Raw genomic sequence first — 19,177 nt, forward strand, 5'->3', positions numbered from 1 at the left:
CGTGCCGTGTCGATGACCGGCGTGGCAGTCTGTATCGCGTGAGTCGACAACCTCTCCGCCTGGCCATCATCGACGCCGCCGCCGAGTTGGAACGGGCGGGGGTTCCCTCCGCCCGCGTGGACGCCGAGTTGCTCGCCGCCCACCTCCTGGGAGTCGAACGCACCCGGCTCGGGCTCGTGCCGCTCGTCGATCCGGCCGTGATCGACGAGTACCGGGCGCTGGTTGCGCGCCGCGCCGAGCGAGTTCCGTTGCAGCACATCGTCGGTTCCACCGCGATGGGCAACGTCACGCTCGAGGTGGGGCCCGGTGTGTTCGTGCCGCGTCCCGAGACCGAGTTGCTGCTCGCGTGGGCGTTGGCGCACCTGGAGGCCTCGGGCCTACGCGCCCCCGTCGTGCTGGACCTGTGCACCGGTTCGGGAGCGCTGGCGCTCGCCATCGCGCACGCACGTCCGGACGCGGCGGTGCATGCCGTCGAACTCGAGCCGCAGGCGCTCGCGTGGGCCCGCCGGAACGCGGACCGTCGCCGCGAGGCGGGGGACACCCCGATCACACTGGTGCGGGGCGACGTCACCGACCGCGGCCTGCTCACCGACCTCGAGGGCGCGGTCGACCTGGTCGTCTCCAACCCGCCGTACATCCCGGAGGGCGCGGTACTCGAGCCCGAGGTCGGCGAGCACGATCCGCACTCGGCACTGTTCGGTGGTGCCGACGGACTGTCGGTGATCAAACCGATGATCAACAACATCGCGCGGTGGCTGCGGATCGGGGGAGCGGTCGGCGTCGAGCACGACGACACCAACGGCGGCCAGGTCGCCGAGCTGTTCCGGGCCCGTCGGGTCTTCGATCACGTCGCCGAGCACCCGGACCTCGCGGGCCGCCCGCGCTTCGTCGTCGCCGAACGCGTCGCGACCGAGACGGAGGCGGCACGATGACGGCGGCACCGACGCGGGTGAAAGGATAGGGGAGTGAGCACTGTCTACGACTGCAAGGATCCCGGCAACCGCGAAGCAGGCCTGACCGCCGCGAAGAACTCGCTCAAGGCCGGTCGCCTCGTCGTTCTCCCCACCGACACCGTCTACGGGCTGGGCGCCGACGCCTTCGACGGTGAGGCCGTCGCCAGCCTGCTGCGCGCCAAGGGCCGCGGCCGCGACATGCCGGTGCCGGTGCTGGTCGGGTCGTGGACCACGATCGACGGGCTCGTGTACTCGGTGCGTCCGCAGGCCCGCGATCTGATCAAGGCGTTCTGGCCCGGTGGCCTCAGTATCGTTGTGCAGCAAGCTCCCTCACTCGCGTGGGACCTCGGTGACAGCCGCGGCACCGTGATGCTGCGGATGCCGTTGCACCCGGTCGCGCTCGAACTGCTGCGCGAGGTCGGCCCGATGGCGGTGTCGAGCGCCAACATCTCCGGCCGCCCCCCGGCGACCACGGTCGACGAGGCCCGGGACCAGCTCGGCGGCGCCGCCAGCGTCTACCTCGACGGTGGTCCGGCCACCCATGCGGTCGCGTCCACGATCGTCGACCTCACCGCGGACGAGCCGCGCATCCTCCGGGACGGTGCCGTCCCGGCGGCCGACGTCGCCGAGGTGCTCGGAACGACCGTCGAGACCCTCCTGCGGGCGGGGGCGTGACCGGTGAGCGGACTCGTCGTCGGTAGGTCCCGTTCGCGGGCGGACGTGCCGGTAGCGTCGTCGAGGTGAGTTCTGCGGATACGGCGTTGCTGGCGCTCGCCCAGGAAGGAAGCAACGGGGCGGGTGTGCCGCTGCGCGAGCTGCTCCTGGTACTTCTCACCGCCGCGGTCGTGACCTTCCTCGGCACCGGCGCCGTCCGACTGATCGCGCTCCGGTTCGGTGCGGTGGCGATCCCACGCGATCGTGACGTCCACGTCCAGCCCACCCCGCGTCTCGGCGGCGTGGGGATGTACCTGGGCATGCTGGTGGCGCTGCTGTTCGCCGGGCAGCTTCCGGCCCTGACGCGGGGCTTCGAGTTCTCCAGTGACATCACGGCCGTGCTGGTCGCGGGCTTCGTGATCGTCCTGGTGGGGATCATCGACGACCGCTGGGGACTGGATGCGCTCACCAAGTTCGTCGGTCAGGTCACGGCCGCGGGAATCCTCGCGGTCATGGGCGTCAGTTGGTACATCATCTACCAACCGTTCGGTGACACCACGGTGATCCTGGACCAGCTCCAGGCCGGTCTCGTCACCGTCGCGGTCGCGGTCGTCATGATCAACGCGATGAACTTCGTCGACGGACTCGACGGGCTCGCCGCCGGGCTGGGACTGATCGCGTCCCTGGCGATCTGCGCGTTCTCGGTGGGGCTGCTGCACGACCAGGGCGGCGACGTGAGCGCCTACCCGCCCGCGATGATCGCGGCCGCGCTCGCCGGCGCGTGCCTGGGATTTCTCCCACACAACTTCCAGCCGGCCCGCATCTTCATGGGCGACTCCGGTTCGATGCTGATCGGTCTCACGCTCGCTGCCGTGTCGACCAGTGCGTCGGGGCGGATCAGCTTGAGCGCGTACGGCTCCCGCGATCTGCTCGGTCTGCTTTCGCCGCTGCTGCTGGTGGGTGCGGTCATGTTCATCCCGATCCTCGACCTGCTGTTGGCGATCGTGCGCCGGACCCGCGCCGGCGTGAGCCCCTTCAGCCCCGACAAGATGCACCTGCATCATCGGCTGCTGCAGATCGGCCACTCCCACCGCCGCGTGGTGCTGCTGATCTACTTGTGGGTCGCGATCCTCGCGTTCGGTGCCGTCGGGTCGGCGATCATCGACCGCCGGGTCGTGGTGCTGCTCGTCGCCGGCGGTCTGGTCTTCGCCCTCGTCGTCACGGCGGTGCCGTCGTGGCGCGGGCTGCAGGAGGACCGGCGCCGGTAGCGGAGGCACGGCAGCCGCCCTCTCCCGGCGTTCCTCTAACCTGGGGTGCGTGACTTCGACCCCAGCGCCGTTCTCCACCGATCCCACCGCAGCTCTCCGCCGAGGAATCCGCTACGGCGTGCTCGGCCTGCTCGTCCTCGCTGTCGGCGGCGCGATCGTCGCGAGCCTGTTCGCCGGCACCGCGGGACTGTGGGGCGCTCTGATCGGGGCCGCCGTGGGCGGCGGATTCATCCTGTGCACCGCGCTGGCGGTGCTGCTGACGGCCAAGTTGCCCGCGGTCACCGCCGGTGCGGTCCTGCTGGGCAGCTGGCTGCTGAAGATGATCCTGGCCATCGTGGTGCTGGCCCTCCTCGACCCTCTCGATTTCTACAATCGTGAGGCGATGGTGATCGTCATCGTGATGTCGCTCGTCGTGGTGCTCGGTGCCGAGACGTACGGCGTCGTGCAGACGCGGGTGCCGTACGTGACTCCGGAGGCGGAAGGGGACCGTGGGACCAACTGAGCACGGTCCGGAGCCGTCCCTGGAACCGGTTGCAGGTTTCCGGGGACCCCGTCTACACAACGTCGTAGATGTCTTGATAGTCTCTGGGCCAAGCGAGTGCGCCGACGACCGGAAAGTCCAGATCACTGGTTGTCCCGGTGGCGCTTGCAGGCAGCAAGGGCTGTCGGAGTTGCCCGAATTCGAGATTCGGGCGGAGCCGCCCTCGAGTTGCCGAGTCGACGACAGTCGCCGACACCGACAGACGCCAGGACCGGTTCGCCCGAGTCTTCAGCTGCTGACGAATAAGCGAGCCGACCTGGTCGACTTGTTAGTTCGTCAATGTCCGATCGAACCGCAGACAGCGATGCCTGCGGCCGACTACGGGAGAGACCGCTGAGCGTCACCTTCATGGCCGCGGGTGAATACCATCCGCCGTCACTCGATGATTTCTACCCGCCCGCAGTGCTGTTCGAGGGCACCCCCTTCGAACTCGACCGTCTGATGCTGATCCGTCTCCTGATGTCGGCAGTGGTTGCACTGTTCTTCATCATCGCGATGCGCAGCCCGAAGATCGTTCCGCGCGGTGTCCAGAATGTCGCCGAGTACGCGCTCGATTTCGTTCGGATCAACATCGCGGAGGAGATCCTCGGCAAGGAGCAGGGCAAGCGCTTCCTGCCGATCATCACGACGATCTTCTTCATCGTGCTGGCAAGCAACGTGGCGAGCATCATTCCTTTCCTGAACATCTCGCCGAACGCGCGAATCGGTATGCCACTCGTCCTCGCGGCGCTGGCATACATCACGTTCAATTACGTGGGTATCAAGAAGTACGGCTTCTTCAAGTACGTGAAGTCGAGCATCGTCGTCCCCGGCGTGCCGCCGGCGCTGCACGTGCTGCTGATCCCGATCGAGTTCCTCTCGACGTTCGTGCTCCGGCCGTTCACGCTGATGGTCCGACTCATGGCCAACATGCTGGCCGGGCACATCCTGCTGGTGCTGTTCTTCGGTGCCACGCAGTACTTCTTCTTCACCTCCGGTGGGTTCCAGGCGATCTTCGGCGTGCCGTCGATCATCGCCGGCGTCGCGATGACGTTCTTCGAACTCCTGGTGATCGGCCTGCAGGCTTACGTCTTCGCACTGCTCACCGCGGTGTACATCGACCTGGCCCTGCACGCCGACTCTCACTGACCACTCACATCGATAGACCTGACCCACCGGCCGACCGGCGGTGGGCAACAGAAAGGGAACGGAACACCACATGAGCGTTTCGCTGCAGGCCGCTGAGGTTCTCGCGCAGGAAGCTGAGAAGGTCAAGGGCTACGGCGCCATCGGCTACGGCCTCGCGGCCATCGGCCCCGGCATCGGCGTGGGTATCGTCGTCGGTAAGGCGATCGAGGGCATGGTCCGTCAGCCCGAGATGGCCGGCCAGGTTCGTACCACGATGTTCCTCGGTATCGCCTTCACCGAGGCCCTGGCGCTGATCGGCCTCGTCGCCGGCTTCATCTTCTAAGAACACACCATGTCAACCACCATTGCATTGCTCGCGGCCGAGGGGGAGGATCACAACCCCCTCCTGCCCGCGACGTATGACATCACTTGGTCGATCGTTGCCCTGGTGGTCGTCGGGTTCGTCTTCTGGAAGTTTGTTCTTCCGATGTTCCAGAAGGTTCTCGCCGAGCGCACCGAGCAGATCGACGGCGGCATCAAGCGTGCCGAAGAGGCTCAGTCCGAGGCCAAGGCCGCGCTGGAGCAGTACCACGCCCAGCTCGCCGAGGCTCGTACCGAGGCCGCCCAGATCCGCGAGGAAGCACGTACCCAGGGCCAGCAGATCATCGCCGAGATGAAGGCTCAGGCTCAGGAGGAGAGCGACCGCATCGTCGCCGCCGGTCACAGCCAGCTGGTCGCACAGCGTCAGCAGATCGTGACCGAGCTGCGGGCCGACCTCGGTAAGACCGCGGTCGACCTGGCCGAGAAGGTCATCGGAGAGTCGCTGGCCGACGACGTCAAGCGCGCCGGAACGGTCGATCGCTTCCTCAACGAGCTGGACGCAGTCAGCGCCGATTCCGCAGCAGGAAAGTGAGCACCATGTACGCAGCGAGCCGTGAAGCCCTGACGCAGACCCGTTCTGCGCTCACCGCGGCGTTGGATTCCGTTTCCGCCGGCGCGGCCACTGCGGCCGCGGCGCAGGCTGGATCCGAGCTGTTCTCGGTGGTCGAGGTTCTCGACGGCCAGCGCACTCTCCGGAGTGCTCTGGCCGACGCGTCCACGCCTGCCGCTGCGCGCCAGGGCCTGGCCCGCACGGTGTTCTCGGGGAAGGTCGGCGCCGAGGCGCTGGCAGCCCTCGAGGCCGCTGTGGGCCAGGACTGGTCGTCTGCGGCAGACCTGCTGAACTCCCTGGTCACGCTCGGACGTGAGTCCCTGCTTCGGGCTGCGGCCGACCAGAACCAGAGCGACGCGGTCGAAGACGAACTCTTCCGCCTCGGTCGCATCGTCGCGGGCAACCCGCAGCTGGAGCAGGTCCTTTCGGATCGTTCGACGCCGGTCGCCGGCAAGCGCGAACTGCTGTCGAAGCTGCTGTACGGCAAGGTCACCGCGATCACGGAGGCTCTGGCCATCCAGGCCGTGGGCCGCCTGAAGACGGCGCCCGCCGATGCCTTCGACGAGCTGTCGGCCCTGGCCGCGGCGCAGCGGAACAAGGCGGTTGCGCACGTGCGCAGCGCCTCGGCGTTGTCGAGTGAGCAGGTCGATCGGCTTGCGGCGACGCTGACCCGCACCTACGGCAAGCCCGTCACCGTCCACGTGGAGGTCGATCCCGCCCTCCTCGCCGGCATGGTCGTGCGGGTTGGTCACGAGGTCATCGACGGGAGCGCGGCCGGCCGCCTCGCTGCCGTGCGGAAGACTTTCAAGTAGCCGACGACCGAACACATACTCCCGATCTTTTCGAAGACCAGATACCGAGAGCAGGAAAAACATGGCGGAGCTGACGATCTCCTCCGACGAGATCCGTAGCGCGATCGAGAACTACACCGCGAGCTACTCACCGGAGGCCTCCCGCGAGGAGGTCGGCGTGGTGTCCGACACCAGCGACGGCATCGCACACATCACCGGCCTGCCGTCGGCGATGGCCAACGAACTGCTGGAGTTCCCGGGCGGCGTCCTCGGCGTGGCCCTGAACCTGGATGCGACCGAGATCGGTGCCGTCATCCTGGGTGACTACGAGCACATCGAAGAAGGCCAGGAAGTCAAGCGGACCGGCGACGTTCTGTCGGTGCCGGTCGGCGACGGCTACCTGGGCCGTGTCGTCGACCCGCTCGGCCGCCCGATCGACGGCCTCGGCGAGATCGAGACCACGGAGAACCGCGCTCTCGAGCTGCAGGCCGCCTCGGTGCTCGAGCGTCAGCCCGTCGAGGAGCCGCTGCAGACCGGCATCAAGGCCATCGACGCCATGACCCCGATCGGTCGCGGTCAGCGTCAGCTCGTCATCGGCGACCGCAAGACCGGCAAGACCGCGGTCTGCGTCGACGCCATCCTGAACCAGAAGGCGAACTGGGCGACCGGCGACCCGAAGCAGCAGGTCCGCTGCATCTATGTCGCCATCGGCCAGAAGGGCTCCACCATCGCGGGCGTCAAGGCTGCCCTCGAGGAGCAGGGCGCGATGGAGTACACCACCATCGTCGCCGCCCCGGCGTCCGACTCCGCCGGCTTCAAGTGGCTGGCTCCGTACACCGGCTCGGCCATCGGCCAGCACTGGATGTACCAGGGCAAGCACGTCCTCATCGTGTTCGACGACCTGACCAAGCAGGCAGAGGCGTACCGCGCCATCTCGCTGCTGCTGCGTCGTCCGCCGGGACGTGAGGCCTACCCGGGCGACGTCTTCTACCTGCACTCTCGTCTGCTGGAGCGTTCGGCCAAGCTGTCCGACGAGCTCGGTGGCGGTTCGCTGACGGCTCTGCCGATCATCGAGACCAAGGCCAACGACGTCTCGGCGTACATTCCGACCAACGTCATCTCCATCACCGACGGCCAGGTCTTCCTCGAGTCCGACCTGTTCAACAAGGGCATCCGCCCGGCGATCAACGTCGGTATCTCGGTTTCCCGAGTCGGTGGCGCCGCGCAGACCAAGGGCATGAAGAAGGTCTCCGGTTCGCTGCGTCTGGAGCTGGCGCAGTTCCGTGAGCTTGAGGCCTTCTCGGCCTTCGCCTCGGACCTCGACGCCGCCTCCAAGGCCCAGCTCGAGCGCGGTCAGCGTCTGGTCGAGCTGCTCAAGCAGGACCAGTACTCGCCGATCGCGGTCGAGGACCAGATCATCTCGATCTACCTCGCCGGCGAGGGTGTCTTCGACTCGGTTCCGGTCGACGACGTCCGCCGCTTCGAGGCCGAGCTCCTCGACGACCTGCGCCGCAACGCAGGCAGCGTCTACGAGCAGATCAAGGGCGGCAAGGCCCTCGACGACGCCTCGATCGAGACGCTGATGGCTGCGACCGAGAAGTTCAAGGCCGGCTTCCTCACCTCCGACGGCCAGCGTGTCGTCAACGAGGCCGAGGCCGATGCTCTGGACGCGTCCGCGGTCGGCCAGGAGAAGGTCACCGTCAAGCGCACCACTGTCAGCAAGTGAGCGTGGACCCCATGACTCAACGACACCCGAAGGGAGAGTGACCGCTCGATGGCAAGCATTCGCGAACTGCGTTCCCGCATCAAGTCGGTCAACTCGACCAAGAAGATCACCAAAGCGCAGGAACTGATCGCGACCTCGCGGATCACGAAGGCGCAGGCGCGCGTCGCGGCCTCCAAGCCGTACGCCGAGGAGATCACGAAGGTGCTGTCCGAGCTTGCGAGTGCGTCGGCTTCGCTCGACCACCCGCTGCTCAACGAGCGTCCCAACCCGAAGCGTGCTGCGGTCCTGGTCGTCACCAGTGACCGCGGCATGGCGGGCGGCTACAACTCCAACGTCCTCAAGGAGACCGAGGAGCTGCTGCAGCTCCTGCGTTCCGAGGGCAAGGAGCCGGTCGTCTACGTGCTCGGCGCCAAGGGCCTCGCCTACTACACCTTCCGTGACCGCACGATCGGCGGCGCGTGGACGGGCTTCTCGCAGGCCCCCACCTACGCGGACGCCGCGCGGGCGAGCCGGCACCTGGTCGAGCTGTTCATGGCCGGTTCCGGTTCCGAGGTCGAGGCCGCCAACGGCGAGGGCACGATCGAGGGCGTCGACGAGCTTCACATCGTCTACACCCGCTTCGTGTCGATGCTGACCCAGCAGCCCCAGGTCCGCCGGATGGCACCGCTCGAGGTCGATTACGCCGAGGAGCGCATCGAGCTGGGCGAGGACATGCTGTCCAACGGTCAGCAGGAGGGCAAGACCGGCCCGACCGCGGTGTACAACTTCGAGCCCGAGGCCGGGACGCTGCTGGCGTCCCTGCTGCCGAAGTACATCAGCACGCGCATCTTCGCGGCGCTGCTGGACTCCGCTGCGTCGGAGTCCGCCGCTCGTCGTACCGCCATGAAGGCGGCCACCGACAACGCGACGGAGTTGGTCAACACCCTGAGTCGGCAGGCCAACCAGGCGCGCCAGGCTCAGATCACCCAGGAAATCAGCGAGATCGTCGGCGGCGTTGACGCACTCGCATCGAGTGCAGGAAGTGACTAAAGCACATGACCGCAGCAGTAACCGATAGCAACGCCGGGGCGGCGTCGGCACTTGCCGGCCGCGTCGTGCGCGTCATCGGCCCCGTCGTGGACGTCGAGTTCCCGCGCGGTGCCGTTCCCGATCTGTTCAACGCCCTGCACTCGGAGATCACTCTCCCGTCCGTGGCGAAGACGCTGACCCTCGAGGTTGCGCAGCACCTGGGTGACAACCTGGTCCGCACCATCTCGATGCAGCCGACCGACGGCCTGGTCCGTGGTGCCGCAGTGCACGACACCGGCAAGCCGATCTCGGTTCCCGTCGGTGACGTCGTCAAGGGCCACGTGTTCAACGCCCTGGGTGACTGCCTCGACGCGCCGGGCACCGGTCGCGACGGTGAGCAGTGGGGCATCCACCGCAAGCCCCCGGCCTTCGATCAGCTCGAGGGCAAGACCGAGATCCTCGAGACCGGCATCAAGGTCATCGACCTGCTGACCCCGTACGTCAAGGGCGGCAAGATCGGTCTGTTCGGTGGTGCCGGTGTCGGCAAGACCGTTCTGATCCAGGAGATGATCACCCGTATCGCGCGTGAGTTCTCCGGTACGTCGGTGTTCGCCGGCGTCGGCGAGCGCACCCGTGAGGGCACCGACCTCAAGCTGGAGATGGAAGAGATGGGCGTCCTCCAGGACACCGCCCTCGTCTTCGGCCAGATGGACGAGCCGCCGGGAACGCGTATGCGCGTCGCCCTGTCCGCGCTGACCATGGCGGAGTACTTCCGCGATGTCCAGGGCCAGGACGTGCTGCTGTTCATCGACAACATCTTCCGGTTCACCCAGGCCGGTTCCGAGGTCTCGACCCTGCTGGGTCGTATGCCTTCGGCCGTGGGTTACCAGCCGACGCTGGCCGACGAGATGGGTGAGCTGCAGGAGCGCATCACCTCGACCCGTGGCCGTTCGATCACCTCGCTGCAGGCGATCTACGTCCCCGCCGACGACTACACCGACCCGGCGCCGGCCACCACGTTCGCGCACCTCGATGCGACCACCGAGCTCTCGCGTCCGATCTCGCAGATGGGTATCTACCCCGCTGTGGATCCGCTGACGTCGACCTCGCGCATCCTGGAGCCCGGCATCGTCGGTGCCGAGCACTTCCGCGTCGCGAACGAGGTCAAGCGCATCCTGCAGAAGTACAAGGAGCTGCAGGACATCATCGCGATCCTCGGTATGGACGAGCTCTCCGAAGAGGACAAGGTCCTCGTCGGTCGCGCCCGCCGTATCCAGAAGTTCCTCGGCCAGAACTTCATCGTCGCCGAGAAGTTCACCGGTGAGCCCGGTTCGGTCGTGCCGCTGCGCGACACCATCGAGGCGTTCGACCGCGTCTGCAAGGGCGAGTTCGATCACCTGCCGGAGCAGGCGTTCAACAGCTGCGGTGGACTCGACGACGTCGAGGCCGCAGCCAAGAAGATCGCCGGAAAGTAGACCGACATGGCTGAGATGACCGTTGAACTCGTTGCCGTCGAGCAGCGACTCTGGTCGGGATCGGCGAAGCTGGTCAGCGCCCAGACGACCGAGGGCGAGATCGGTGTCATGCCCGGTCACGAGCCGGTCCTGGGCCAGCTCGTCGAAGGCGGCGTGGTGTCGATCACGACCGTCGACGGCGAGCGTGTGGTCGCGGCCGTGCACGGTGGTTTCCTCTCGGTGACCGCCACCACGGTGACGATCCTCGCCGAGTCGGCCGACATGGCGCAGGACGTCGACGTCGAGGCGGCCAAGGCCGTCCTGGCGGAGACCACCGACGACCTCGAGGCGATTGCGGTCGCCAAGGGTCAGCTGCGTGCGGTCGAGCGCGCCTAGTCAGTTCACGAAGAGCCGCGACGGAGCCGACGAGTAGTGACGATCGGGATGGTAGTTCTCATCATTCTGGTAGTGCTGCTCGCGGCTTGCGTCGCGGCTTTCGTGTATCGACTGACGGTATTGCGCCGTGGGGGCACCGCCGCGATCCTGCGGATCACGCCGGCCCCCGGCGGCAGCGGTTGGCGCCACGGCGTGGTGCGGTACGGCGACTCGTCGCTCGTCTTCTACAAGCTGTCGAGTCTGCGGCCCGGACCGGACACGCGAATGAGCCGGCAGGGAATCGAGATCGGTGCCCGCCGCGGCCCGGTCGGCAACGAGTACGACATCATGACCGACGAGATCGTGATCCTCGAGGTCTCCGACGGTGCGCGCACGTACGAGATCGCGCTCGATCGCGGCGCCCTCACGGCTTTCCTGTCGTGGGTGGAGTCGAGGCCGTCGGGCCGCTCGATGCGGGGACGTCCCGCCTGACCCCGGACCGATCCGGACGATCGACACGAAAGGGAGGCCATTCGGCCTCCCTTTCGGCGTCTCCGCGTCGGTCAGTGGGTGCGGCCGCCACCGGGCTGCCAGAGCACGTCGCCGCCGGGGTTGGCGAGGCGGCTCATGATGAACAGAAGGTCGGACAACCGGTTGAGGTACTTCGCCGGCAGGGGACTGGTGTCCTCGGGGCTGGCTTCCACCGCCGCCCATGCCGACCGCTCGGCCCGGCGAGCGACGGTTCGTGCGGCGTGCAGCAGTGCGCCTAGCGGCGTCCCACCGGGGAGAATGAAGGAGTGGAGCGGCTCGAGCCGCTCGTTGAACAGATCGCACCACCCCTCGACGCGTTCGATGTATGCCTCGGTGACGCGCAGCGGCGGATACTTCGGGTCCGGAACGATGGGGGTGGAGAGGTCGGCGCCGGCGTCGAACAGGTCGTTCTGGATCTGACGAAGCACTTCGACGACTTCTTCGGGCGGCACACCGATCGCCAGCGCCACCCCGAGGCTCGCGTTCGTTTCGTCGCAATCGGCGTACGCGACGAGACGCGGATCATTCTTGGACACACGGGAGAAGTCGCTGAGACCGGTGGTTCCATCGTCGCCGGTCCGGGTGTAAATCCGCGTCAAATGCACAGCCATGTGGTTACGGTACCGCCCAGCGCGGGGAGCGGAGCCCTGGCTAGGCTGTCCGACTGTGAGTGAGCGCTTTCTAGTCACTGGTGGCAACCGACTCGTCGGTGAGGTGCCGGTGGGGGGTGCGAAGAACAGCGTCCTGAAGCTGATGGCCGCGGCTTTGCTGGCCGAGGGCACGACTGTGATCAGCAACTGTCCCGACATCCTCGACGTCCCGTTGATGGCCGAGGTGCTTCGCGGGCTCGGGTGCGAGGTGGTGCTCGACGGCGACGTCGCCACGATCACGACCCCGGCACAGCCCAAGCACCACGCCGATTTCGCGGCGGTGCGCCAGTTCCGTGCGTCGGTCTGCGTGCTGGGTCCGCTGGTGGCCCGATGCCGGAAGGCGGTCGTGGCGCTGCCGGGCGGCGACGCGATCGGGTCGCGTCCGCTCGACATGCATCAGTCCGGGTTGCGGCTTCTCGGCGCGCACAGCGAGATCGAGCACGGATGCGTCGTCGCGGAAGCCGACGACCTGCACGGTGCCAACATCCGGCTGGCCTTCCCTTCCGTGGGTGCCACCGAGAACATTCTGATGGCGGCCGTCCTCGCGAAGGGCGAGACGGTGATCGACAACGCGGCCCGCGAACCCGAGATCGTCGACCTGTGCAACATGCTCACCCGCATGGGGGCCAAGATCGCCGGGGCGGGGTCGACCACGCTGACGATTCGCGGGGTCGAACGCCTCGAGCCGACGTCGCACCGGGTCATCGGCGATCGGATCGTCGCCGCCACGTGGGGGATAGCCGCCACCATGACCCGCGGCGACGTCCGCGTGCACGGGGTGAACCCCAAGCACCTGACATTGGTCCTGGAGAAGCTCCGCGCGGCGGGCTCCCGGATCACGGTGGAGGCCGACGGCTTCCGCGTGGTCCAGGAGGGACGCCCCAGCGCCGTCAACTTCGCGACGCTGCCGTATCCCGGCTTCCCGACGGATCTCCAGCCGATGGCCATCGGATTGGCTGCGATCGCCGAGGGCACGTCGATGATCACCGAGAACGTCTTCGAAGCGCGGTTCCGTTTCGTGGAGGAGATGATCCGTCTCGGCGCCGACGCCCGCACCGACGGCCACCACGCCGTCGTCCGCGGAGTGCCGGAGCTGTCGAGTGCACCGGTGTGGTCGTCGGACATCCGTGCCGGCGCCGGCCTGGTTCTCGCGGGCCTCGTCGCCGACGGCGAGACCGAGGTGCACGACGTCTACCACATCGATCGTGGGTATCCGCGGTTCGTCGAAGACCTGGTCGGGCTGGGCGGCGACATCCGCCGGGTGGACGGCGAACAGCCCTCCGCCTGACCGTGTGTGAGGCGTCACAGGAGCAGGTTTCCGGCCGATTTCGGTCGGCAGCGCCACGCGACCTGGGCGAATGCGCGGCCGCACCGCCGCTACCTGGCGGTTTGACGCTCGGTGAACACTCCCGTAACTTATTCCAGGTCAGAGCGACACGGACACCGACCCGGACGCGATCTTCACAGGTCAGCGAGGGAAAACGAGGTTGTACGGGGAGCGCCTGGCACACCCGGTTTGGTCGAATCGCCCTCGTGTAGGGTGGTGGAGCCGCGTCCGGGTGGCCCGGATGAGAGCCGAGTTTGCACTCGGATCCCGGGTGGGATAAGCTGGAACGGTTGCCCCGGAACGAGGAACTGCAAAGTTTCGAGTGATGGTGTGCGCGTGTTCTTTGAGAACTCAACAGTGTGTCGATGAATGTCAGTGCCAATTATTTATTTGGTACTCCACACCATCGTGTAGTGCTTTTGCGCAGCGTGGTGTGGGTATTTGCTGATCGTCTCATTCTTCCGTCTGAGATGGTCAGTGCAAAGCTAGTTTGAGTTTTTTTGCTAGTGATTTGACTCGATGTCTATGACTGATTAGTGGCTTCGGCTGCGAAATCTAGAGTCTTCAACGGAGAGTTTGATCCTGGCTCAGGACGAACGCTGGCGGCGTGCTTAACACATGCAAGTCGAGCGGTAAGGCCCCTTCGGGGGTACACGAGCGGCGAACGGGTGAGTAACACGTGGGTGATCTGCCCTGCACTCTGGGATAAGCCTGGGAAACTGGGTCTAATACCGGATATGAGCTCCTGTCGCATGGCGGGGGTTGGAAAGGTTTACTGGTGCAGGATGGGCCCGCGGCCTATCAGCTTGTTGGTGGGGTAATGGCCTACCAAGGCGACGACGGGTAGCCGGCCTGAGAGGGCGACCGGCCACACTGGGACTGAGACACGGCCCAGACTCCTACGGGAGGCAGCAGTGGGGAATATTGCACAATGGGCGAAAGCCTGATGCAGCGACGCCGCGTGAGGGATGACGGCCTTCGGGTTGTAAACCTCTTTCAGCAGGGACGAAGCGAAAGTGACGGTACCTGCAGAAGAAGCACCGGCCAACTACGTGCCAGCAGCCGCGGTAATACGTAGGGTGCGAGCGTTGTCCGGAATTACTGGGCGTAAAGAGCTCGTAGGCGGTTTGTCGCGTCGTCCGTGAAAACTTGGGGCTCAACCCCAAGCTTGCGGGCGATACGGGCAGACTTGAGTACTGCAGGGGAGACTGGAATTCCTGGTGTAGCGGTGAAATGCGCAGATATCAGGAGGAACACCGGTGGCGAAGGCGGGTCTCTGGGCAGTAACTGACGCTGAGGAGCGAAAGCGTGGGTAGCGAACAGGATTAGATACCCTGGTAGTCCACGCCGTAAACGGTGGGCGCTAGGTGTGGGTTTCCTTCCACGGGATCCGTGCCGTAGCTAACGCATTAAGCGCCCCGCCTGGGGAGTACGGCCGCAAGGCTAAAACTCAAAGGAATTGACGGGGGCCCGCACAAGCGGCGGAGCATGTGGATTAATTCGATGCAACGCGAAGAACCTTACCTGGGTTTGACATATACCGGAAACACCTAGAGATAGGTGCCCCCTTGTGGTCGGTATACAGGTGGTGCATGGCTGTCGTCAGCTCGTGTCGTGAGATGTTGGGTTAAGTCCCGCAACGAGCGCAACCCTTGTCCTGTGTTGCCAGCGCGTAATGGCGGGGACTCGCAGGAGACTGCCGGGGTCAACTCGGAGGAAGGTGGGGACGACGTCAAGTCATCATGCCCCTTATGTCCAGGGCTTCACACATGCTACAATGGCCGGTACAGAGGGCTGCGATACCGTGAGGTGGAGCGAATCCCTTAAAGCCGGTCTCAGTTCGGATCGGGGTCTGCAACTCGACCCCGTGAAGTCGGAGTCGCTAGTAATCGCAGATCAGCAACGCTGCGGTGAATACGTTCCCGGGCCTTGTACACACCGCCCGTCACGTCATGAAAGTCGGTAACACCCGAAGCCGGTGGCCTAACCCTTGTGGAGGGAGCCGTCGAAGGTGGGATCGGCGATTGGGACGAAGTCGTAACAAGGTAGCCGTACCGGAAGGTGCGGCTGGATCACCTCCTTTCTAAGGAGCATCTCCCCATACCGCCTCGAACAGTCGGGGCCGGTGTGAGGGCAGAGCCACTTCGGATTCACATGTAATCCGGTGGTGCTCATGGGTGGAACACTGACTACCTCATCCGCGTTGTGGTCGGCCCGAGTGCCGGCTGGTGGGTGATATATCGGCATACTGTTGGGTCCTGAGAGAACACGCAAGTGATTTTCTCCAGGCAAGAAACGATCCTGTTCGGATGTCAGGCAGACCGCATCGCTTCGGTGGTGGGCATGGTGCTGACGTGAAATTCGAGTGGGGTGTGTTGTTTGAGAACTGCACAGTGGACGCGAGCATCTTTGTTGTAAGTGTTTAAGAGCGTACGGTGGATGTCTTGGCACCAGGAGCCGATGAAGGACGTAGGAGGCTGCGATAAGCCTCGGGGAGCTGTCAACCGAGCTGAGATCCGAGGATGTCCGAATGGGGAAACCCAGCCACAGTGATGTGTGGTTACCCGCGCCTGAATATATAGGGCGTGTGGAGGGAACGTGGGGAAGTGAAACATCTCAGTACCCACAGGAAGAGAAAACAACATGTGATTCCGTGAGTAGTGGCGAGCGAAAGCGGAAGAGGCTAAACCATGGGTGTGTGATAGCCGGCGGGCGTTGCATTCGTGGGGTTGTGGGATCCGTCTTGTCAATTCTGCCGGATTGGCCGACAGTAAGAAATCATCGTGTTAGTCGAAGTGGTCTGGAACGGCCTGTCGTAGAGGGTGAGAGTCCCGTAGACGAAAACATGGTGACTGTCGTGACGGACACCCGAGTAGCAGCGGGCCCGTGAAATCTGCTGTGAATCTGTCGGGACCACCCGATAAGCCTGAATACTCCCTGGTGACCGATAGCGGACTAGTACCGTGAGGGAAAGATGAAAAGTACCCCGGGAGGGGAGTGAAATAGTACCTGAAACCGTGCGCTTACAATCCGTCAGAGCCTTCGAACACTTCGGTGTTGGGGGTGATGGCGTGCCTTTTGAAGAATGAGCCTGCGAGTTAGCGGCATGTCGCGAGGTTAACCCGTGTGGGGTAGCCGTAGCGAAAGCGAGTCCGAATAGGGCGTTTGAGTGGCATGTTCTAGACCCGAAGCGGAGTGATCTACCCATGGCCAGGGTGAAGCGACGGTAAGACGTCGTGGAGGCCCGAACCCACTTAGGTTGAAAACTGAGGGGATGAGCTGTGGGTAGGGGTGAAAGGCCAATCAAACTCCGTGATAGCTGGTTCTCCCCGAAATGCATTTAGGTGCAGCGTCGTGTGTTTCACTCTGGAGGTAGAGCTACTGGATGGCCGATGGGCCCCACAAGGTTACTGACGTCAGCCAAACTCCGAATGCCAGAGTGTGAGAGCACGGCAGTGAGACTGCGGGGGATAAGCTTCGTAGTCGAGAGGGAAACAGCCCAGATCGCCGGCTAAGGCCCCTAAGCGTGTACTAAGTGGAAAAGGATGTGGGGTCGCGAAGACAACCAGGAGGTTGGCTTAGAAGCAGCCACCCTTGAAAGAGTGCGTAATAGCTCACTGGTCAAGTGATCCTGCGCCGACAATGTAGCGGGGCTCAAGTACACCGCCGAAGCCGCGGCATTCACATAACACCCATGCGGGTCTACGGGCCTGTGTGCAGTGGTGTGGATGGGTAGGGGAGCGTCGTGCAGCCATGGAAGCGCCGGAGTGATCCAGGTGTGGAGGCTGCACGAGTGAGAATGCAGGCATGAGTAGCGAAAGACGAGTGAGAAACTCGTCCGCCGAATGACCAAGGGTTCCTGGGCCAGGTTAATCCGCCCAGGGTGAGTCGGGACCTAAGGCGAGGCCGACAGGCGTAGTCGATGGACAACGGGTTGATATTCCCGTACCCGTGTGAACGCGCCCCTGGTGAATCAGTGATACTAACCGTCCTGAAGCGTCCTTACTTCCCTTCGGGGAACCTGGATGTGGATGCACGGGACCTGATCTGGTAGTAGCCAAGCGATGGGGTGACGCAGGAAGGTAGCTGAGCCAGTCAGTGGTAATACTGGTGTAAGCGTGTAGGGCGAGTGGTAGGCAAATCCGCCACTCATGACGCCTGAGACGTGATGCGTAGCCGATTGAGGCGAATTCAGTGATCCTATGCTGCCGAGAAAAGCCTCTAGCGAGCTTTCACACGGCCCGTACCCCAAACCGACACAGGTGGTCAGGTAGAGAATACTAAGGCGATCGAGAGAACTGTGGTTAAGGAACTCGGCAAAATGCCCCCGTAACTTCGGGAGAAGGGGGGCCTCGTCTGGTGATCACTCTTGCAGTGTGAGCTGGGTGGGGCCGCAGAGACCAGAGAGAAGCGACTGTTTACTAAAAACACAGGTCCGTGCGAAGTCGTAAGACGATGTATACGGACTGACGCCTGCCCGGTGCTGGAAGGTTAAGAGGACCGGTTAGCCAGTAATGGCGAAGCTGAGAATTTAAGCCCCAGTAAACGGCGGTGGTAACTATAACCATCCTAAGGTAGCGAAATTCCTTGTCGGGTAAGTTCCGACCTGCACGAATGGCGTAACGACTTCTCTGCTGTCTCAACCACAGACTCGGCGAAATTGCATTACGAGTAAAGATGCTCGTTACGCGCGGCAGGACGAAAAGACCCCGGGACCTTCACTATAGCTTGGTATTGGTGTTCGGTTCGGTTTGTGTAGGATAGGTGGGAGACTGTGAAGCATGCACGCCAGTGTGTGTGGAGTCGTTGTTGAAATACCACTCTGATCGTATTGGACATCTAACCTCGGACCATGATCTGGTTCAGGGACAGTGCCTGGTGGGTAGTTTAACTGGGGCGGTTGCCTCCCAAAATGTAACGGAGGCGCCCAAAGGTTCCCTCAGCCTGGTTGGCAATCAGGTGTCGAGTGCAAGTGCACAAGGGAGCTTGACTGTGAGACTGACAGGTCGAGCAGGGACGAAAGTCGGGACTAGTGATCCGGCACCGGCAAGTGGAAGCGGTGTCGCTCAACGGATAAAAGGTACCCCGGGGATAACAGGCTGATCTTCCCCAAGAGTCCATATCGACGGGATGGTTTGGCACCTCGATGTCGGCTCGTCGCATCCTGGGGCTGGAGTAGGTCCCAAGGGTTGGGCTGTTCGCCCATTAAAGCGGCACGCGAGCTGGGTTTAGAACGTCGTGAGACAGTTCGGTCTCTATCCGCCGCGCGCGTCAGAAACTTGAGGAAGGCTGTCCCTAGTACGAGAGGACCGGGACGGACGAACCTCTGGTGTGCCAGTTGTTCCACCAGGAGCACTGCTGGTTAGCTACGTTCGGAAGGGATAACCGCTGAAAGCATCTAAGCGGGAAGCCTGTTCCAAGATGAGGTTTCTCACCCCCTCGAGGGGGTAAGGCCCCCGGCAGACCACCGGGTTGATAGGCCAGAACTGGAAGCACAGTAATGTGTGGAGGTGACTGGTACTAATAGGCCGAGGACTTACCACAAAGAAGCTACGCGTCCACTGTGCGGTATCTGAAACAACACACAGATACCATTCACCCCCTACCACGATCCGTCAGGGATTGTGGGTTCGGGCGGGGAGTTGAATGTGTGACAGTTTCATAGAGTTACGGCGGCCATAGCGGAGGGGAAACGCCCGGTCCCATTCCGAACCCGGAAGCTAAGCCCTCCAGCGCCGATGGTACTGCACTCGACAGGGTGTGGGAGAGTAGGACACCGCCGAACATCCTTTCCCGAAGGCCCCCACCAGTAATGGTGGGGGCCTTCGGCGTTTTTCGCATGTCCGCACCACGTCTTCGCC

At 64.2% G+C, this 19,177-nt stretch carries 15 protein-coding genes and 3 rRNA genes; 17 read left to right on the forward strand and 1 reads right to left on the reverse strand.

What is annotated here, in order from left to right:
- Nucleotides 1-38 precede the first annotated feature (38 nt).
- The 13 genes from prmC (at nt 39) to E7742_RS04640 (ending at nt 11,300) form a co-directional block, all read left to right on the forward strand.
- Nucleotides 39-932: a peptide chain release factor N(5)-glutamine methyltransferase gene (prmC, locus tag E7742_RS04580; RefSeq protein WP_137797865.1), complete on the forward strand. Its 894-nt coding sequence runs from the start codon at nt 39-41 to the stop codon at nt 930-932.
- Nucleotides 933-965: 33 nt separating this feature from the next.
- A complete protein-coding gene (locus E7742_RS04585; protein WP_137797866.1) occupies nt 966-1,628 on the forward strand; it encodes an L-threonylcarbamoyladenylate synthase in 663 nt (220 codons plus the stop codon).
- A 65-nt stretch (nt 1,629-1,693) separates the two neighbouring features.
- Nucleotides 1,694-2,875 carry an MraY family glycosyltransferase gene (locus tag E7742_RS04590; RefSeq protein WP_137797867.1) on the forward strand — a complete coding sequence of 394 codons (1,182 nt, stop codon included), beginning with the start codon at nt 1,694-1,696 and terminating at the stop codon, nt 2,873-2,875.
- Nucleotides 2,876-2,915: 40 nt separating this feature from the next.
- Nucleotides 2,916-3,377, forward strand: a complete 462-nt coding sequence (locus E7742_RS04595) for a hypothetical protein (RefSeq protein WP_175420574.1) — start codon at nt 2,916-2,918, stop codon at nt 3,375-3,377.
- Nucleotides 3,378-3,764: 387 nt separating this feature from the next.
- Nucleotides 3,765-4,544: a F0F1 ATP synthase subunit A gene (gene atpB, locus E7742_RS04600; protein ID WP_175420404.1), complete on the forward strand. Its 780-nt coding sequence runs from the start codon at nt 3,765-3,767 to the stop codon at nt 4,542-4,544.
- Between the two features lie 70 nt (nt 4,545-4,614).
- Complete coding sequence (locus tag E7742_RS04605) at nt 4,615-4,866, forward strand: ATP synthase F0 subunit C (RefSeq protein ID WP_137797869.1); 252 nt, start codon at nt 4,615-4,617, stop codon at nt 4,864-4,866.
- 9 nt (nt 4,867-4,875) lie between these two features.
- Entirely contained in the window at nt 4,876-5,436 is a 561-nt protein-coding gene (locus E7742_RS04610) for a F0F1 ATP synthase subunit B (protein WP_137797870.1), read from the forward strand.
- A 5-nt stretch (nt 5,437-5,441) separates the two neighbouring features.
- On the forward strand, nt 5,442-6,266 hold the full coding sequence (locus E7742_RS04615) for a F0F1 ATP synthase subunit delta (protein ID WP_137797871.1): 825 nt from the start codon (nt 5,442-5,444) through the stop codon (nt 6,264-6,266).
- Nucleotides 6,267-6,327: 61 nt separating this feature from the next.
- Nucleotides 6,328-7,971: a F0F1 ATP synthase subunit alpha gene (gene atpA / locus E7742_RS04620; RefSeq protein WP_137797872.1), complete on the forward strand. Its 1,644-nt coding sequence runs from the start codon at nt 6,328-6,330 to the stop codon at nt 7,969-7,971.
- A 48-nt stretch (nt 7,972-8,019) separates the two neighbouring features.
- Nucleotides 8,020-9,000 carry a F0F1 ATP synthase subunit gamma gene (locus tag E7742_RS04625; protein WP_137797873.1) on the forward strand — a complete coding sequence of 327 codons (981 nt, stop codon included), beginning with the start codon at nt 8,020-8,022 and terminating at the stop codon, nt 8,998-9,000.
- Nucleotides 9,001-9,005: 5 nt separating this feature from the next.
- Nucleotides 9,006-10,454 carry a F0F1 ATP synthase subunit beta gene (gene atpD, locus E7742_RS04630; protein WP_137797874.1) on the forward strand — a complete coding sequence of 483 codons (1,449 nt, stop codon included), beginning with the start codon at nt 9,006-9,008 and terminating at the stop codon, nt 10,452-10,454.
- A gap of 6 nt (nt 10,455-10,460) precedes the next feature.
- Nucleotides 10,461-10,829, forward strand: coding sequence for a F0F1 ATP synthase subunit epsilon (locus E7742_RS04635; RefSeq protein ID WP_114722173.1), 369 nt, complete (start codon nt 10,461-10,463; stop codon nt 10,827-10,829).
- 48 nt (nt 10,830-10,877) lie between these two features.
- Nucleotides 10,878-11,300, forward strand: coding sequence for a DUF2550 domain-containing protein (locus tag E7742_RS04640; protein WP_137801043.1), 423 nt, complete (start codon nt 10,878-10,880; stop codon nt 11,298-11,300).
- Between the two features lie 71 nt (nt 11,301-11,371).
- Here E7742_RS04640 and E7742_RS04645 read toward each other — a convergent pair whose 3' ends face one another.
- Nucleotides 11,372-11,950 (reverse strand): cob(I)yrinic acid a,c-diamide adenosyltransferase, encoded by a 579-nt coding sequence (locus tag E7742_RS04645; protein ID WP_137797875.1) that lies wholly within the window; start codon nt 11,948-11,950, stop codon nt 11,372-11,374.
- Between the two features lie 55 nt (nt 11,951-12,005).
- Here E7742_RS04645 and murA point away from each other — a divergent pair, with 55 nt between their 5' ends.
- The 4 genes from murA (at nt 12,006) to rrf (ending at nt 19,101) form a co-directional block, all read left to right on the forward strand.
- Nucleotides 12,006-13,277: a UDP-N-acetylglucosamine 1-carboxyvinyltransferase gene (gene murA, locus E7742_RS04650; protein ID WP_137797876.1), complete on the forward strand. Its 1,272-nt coding sequence runs from the start codon at nt 12,006-12,008 to the stop codon at nt 13,275-13,277.
- A gap of 603 nt (nt 13,278-13,880) precedes the next feature.
- Nucleotides 13,881-15,399: ribosomal RNA gene (locus tag E7742_RS04655) — 16S ribosomal RNA — on the forward strand.
- A gap of 329 nt (nt 15,400-15,728) precedes the next feature.
- A 23S ribosomal RNA gene (locus E7742_RS04660) occupies nt 15,729-18,860 on the forward strand.
- Between the two features lie 124 nt (nt 18,861-18,984).
- Nucleotides 18,985-19,101: ribosomal RNA gene (gene rrf / locus E7742_RS04665) — 5S ribosomal RNA — on the forward strand.
- Together the 16S, 23S and 5S rRNA genes form the textbook arrangement of a ribosomal RNA operon.
- Nucleotides 19,102-19,177: the final 76 nt, after the last annotated feature.

Origin of the sequence: Rhodococcus sp. SGAir0479 (genome assembly GCF_005484805.1) — a bacterium.
GTDB lineage: Bacteria > Actinomycetota > Actinomycetes > Mycobacteriales > Mycobacteriaceae > Prescottella.